Origin of the sequence: Arthrobacter sedimenti (assembly GCF_042652025.1) — a bacterium.
GTDB lineage: Bacteria > Actinomycetota > Actinomycetes > Actinomycetales > Micrococcaceae > Arthrobacter > Arthrobacter sedimenti.
In genome coordinates this window covers 1,880-5,331 of sequence record NZ_JBHSDQ010000016.1, presented here as the reverse complement: position 1 = coordinate 5,331, position 3,452 = coordinate 1,880, and the positions used below count along the sequence as shown (strand labels likewise).

At 55.2% G+C, this 3,452-nt stretch carries 2 rRNA genes; both read right to left on the bottom strand.

The features are described from left to right. Positions 1-9: 9 nt before the first annotated feature. Positions 10-126: ribosomal RNA gene (gene rrf, locus ACFO0G_RS19840) — 5S ribosomal RNA — on the bottom strand. 180 nt (positions 127-306) lie between these two features. Beyond that, positions 307-3,433, bottom strand: a 23S ribosomal RNA gene (locus ACFO0G_RS19835). Between the last annotated feature and the right edge of the window lie 19 nt (positions 3,434-3,452).

The window sequence follows — 3,452 nt, the reverse complement described above, 5'->3', positions numbered from 1 at the left end:
TAATAGTTGTTCCGGCGGTGACCTACTCTCCCACACCCTCCCGGGTGCAGTACCATCGGCGCTGTGGGTCTTAGCTTCCGGGTTCGGAATGGGACCGGGCGTTTCCCCCACGCTATGACCGCCGTAACCCTTTCACCCGCTCCCCCGCGAAAACGCTCCGGGGGTGGGAAGATTAGTGGTTACAACATCCCTGCCCGTGAGGGCAGGTAGTGGTGTTATTCAATTGTTGGTTCCGCCAATAAGCCCGGTGTTTGGGGGTTGTTGGTTGGGAACCACATAGTGGACGCAAGCAGAATGTTTTTCTGTGTGGTGTAAGTTGTTGGCCTATTAGTACCGGTCAGCTTCACGAGTCGTTAGTCCTCGCTTCCACATCCGGCCTATCAACCCAGTGGTCTGGCTGGGGGCCTCTCACACATAAATGTGTATGGAAATCTCATCTTGAAGCGAGCTTCCCGCTTAGATGCTTTCAGCGGTTATCCCATCCGAACGTAGCTAATCAGCGGTGCACTTGGCAGTACAACTGACACACCAGAGGTTCGTCCGTCCCGGTCCTCTCGTACTAAGGACAGCCCTTCTCAAATTTCCTGCGCGCGCAGCGGATAGGGACCGAACTGTCTCACGACGTTCTAAACCCAGCTCGCGTACCGCTTTAATGGGCGAACAGCCCAACCCTTGGGACCTACTCCAGCCCCAGGATGCGACGAGCCGACATCGAGGTGCCAAACCATGCCGTCGATATGGACTCTTGGGCAAGATCAGCCTGTTATCCCCGAGGTACCTTTTATCCGTTGAGCGACGGCCATTCCACAATGTACCGCCGGATCACTAGTCCCGACTTTCGTCCCTGCTCGAGATGTCTCTCTCACAGTCAAGCTCCCTTGTGCACTTACACTCGACACCTGATTGCCAACCAGGCTGAGGGAACCTTTGGGCGCCTCCGTTACTTTTTAGGAGGCAACCGCCCCAGTTAAACTACCCATCAGGCACTGTCCCTGACCCGGATTACGGGCCGAAGTTAGATGTCCAAAGTGACCAGAGTGGTATTTCAACGATGACTCCACCCGAACTGGCGTCCGGGCTTCAACGTCTCCCACCTATCCTACACAAGCCACTCCGAACACCAATACCAAACTATAGTAAAGGTCTCGGGGTCTTTCCGTCCTGCTGCGCGTAACGAGCATCTTTACTCGTACTGCAATTTCGCCGAGTTTATGGTTGAGACAGCGGGGAAGTCGTTACTCCATTCGTGCAGGTCGGAACTTACCCGACAAGGAATTTCGCTACCTTAGGATGGTTATAGTTACCACCGCCGTTTACTGGGGCTTAAATTCTCAGCTTCGCCTTGCGGCTAACCGGTCCTCTTAACCTTCCAGCACCGGGCAGGAGTCAGTCCGTATACATCGTCTTGCGACTTCGCACGGACCTGTGTTTTTAGTAAACAGTCGCTTCCCCCTGGTCTCTGCGGCCCCGATCCCCTCCCACCAGCAAGTGGTGTTCAAGGTTGGGGCCCCCCTTCTCCCGAAGTTACGGGGGCATTTTGCCGAGTTCCTTAACCATAATTCTCTCGATCGCCTTGGTATTCTCTACCTGATCACCTGTGTCGGTTTGGGGTACGGGCGGCTAAAACCTCGCGTCGATGCTTTTCTCGGCAGCATAGGATCACCAAATCCCCCCAAACGGGGGTCCCATCAGATCTCAGGCACATGAACGGCGGATTTGCCTACCATTCGCCCTACATCCTTAGACCGGGACAACCATCGCCCGGCTCGGCTACCTTCCTGCGTCACACCTGTTAATACGCTTGCCTCCCGGGATCAGGTCCTGCGCTCCACCAAAACCCTCACACCACAAGGGTGATCGGGCAGATTTCGGGCAGTTAGTATCCCCCGCTCAGCATGGGCGGTTTTTCGCCGGTACGGGAATATCAACCCGTTGTCCATCGACTACGCCTGTCGGCCTCGCCTTAGGTCCCGACTTACCCAGGGCAGATTAGCTTGACCCTGGAACCCTTGATCATTCGGCGGACGGGTTTCTCACCCGTCTTTCGCTACTCATGCCTGCATTCTCACTCGTGTAGGCTCCACCACTGGTTTACACCGCAGCTTCACCGCCCACACGACGCTCCCCTACCCATCCACACTCCTGAACCACGAAGGCTAGGACAATATGTGAATGCCACAACTTCGGCGGTGTACTTGAGCCCCGCTACATTGTCGGCGCGGAATCACTTGACCAGTGAGCTATTACGCACTCTTTTAAGGGTGGCTGCTTCTAAGCCAACCTCCTGGTTGTCTGGGCAACTCCACATCCTTTCCCACTTAGCACACGCTTAGGGGCCTTAGTTGGTGGTCTGGGCTGTTTCCCTCTCGACTATGAAGCTTATCCCCCACAGTCTCACTGCTGCGCTCTCACTTACCGGCATTCGGAGTTTGGCTGACGTCAGTAACCTTGTAGGGCCCATTAGCCATCCAGTAGCTCTACCTCCAGCAAGAAACACGCAACGCTGCACCTAAATGCATTTCGGGGAGAACCAGCTATCACGAAGTTTGATTGGCCTTTCACCCCTACCCACAGCTCATCCCCTCCATTTTCAACTGAAGTGGGTTCGGTCCTCCACGACGTCTTACCGTCGCTTCAACCTGGCCATGGGTAGATCACTTCGCTTCGGGTCTAGATCACGCCACTCACACGCCCTATTCAGACTCGCTTTCGCTACGGCTGCCCCACACGGGTTAACCTCGCGACGTAACACTAACTCGCAGGCTCATTCTTCAAAAGGCACGCCGTCACAACTACAAGGCTGCTCCGACGGATTGTAAGCACACGGTTTCAGGTACTGTTTCACTCCCCTCCCGGGGTACTTTTCACCTTTCCCTCACGGTACTGGTCCGCTATCGGTCATTAGGGAGTATTTAGGCTTATCAGGTGGTCCTGACAGATTCGCACGGGATTTCTCGGGCCCCGTACTACTTGGGATACTCTCACAGGCGGTACAAACACATTACGGTTACGGGACTAACACCCTCTCTGGCCGGCCTTTCAAAACCGTTCACCTATGCGCGCACATCACACCCCACCAGCCCGGCAGAACTGGTATGGAAAGTCCCACAACCCCGACCATGCAACGCCCGCCGGCTATCACACATGGAACGGTTTAGCCTGATCCGCGTTCGCTCGCCACTACTAACGGAATCACTATTGTTTTCTCTTCCTGCGGGTACTGAGATGTTTCACTTCCCCGCGTTCCCCCCACGCACCCTATGTGTTCAGGTACGGGTCACCAAGTCACTCGCGCGCTTGGCGGGGTTTCCCCATTCGGACACCCTGGGATCACAGTCCGGTTATCGACTCCCCCAGGCTTATCGCAGATTCCTACGTCCTTCTTCGGCTCCTAATGCCAAGGCATCCACCGTGTGCTCTTAAAAACTTGACCACAAAGATCAAAAACATTT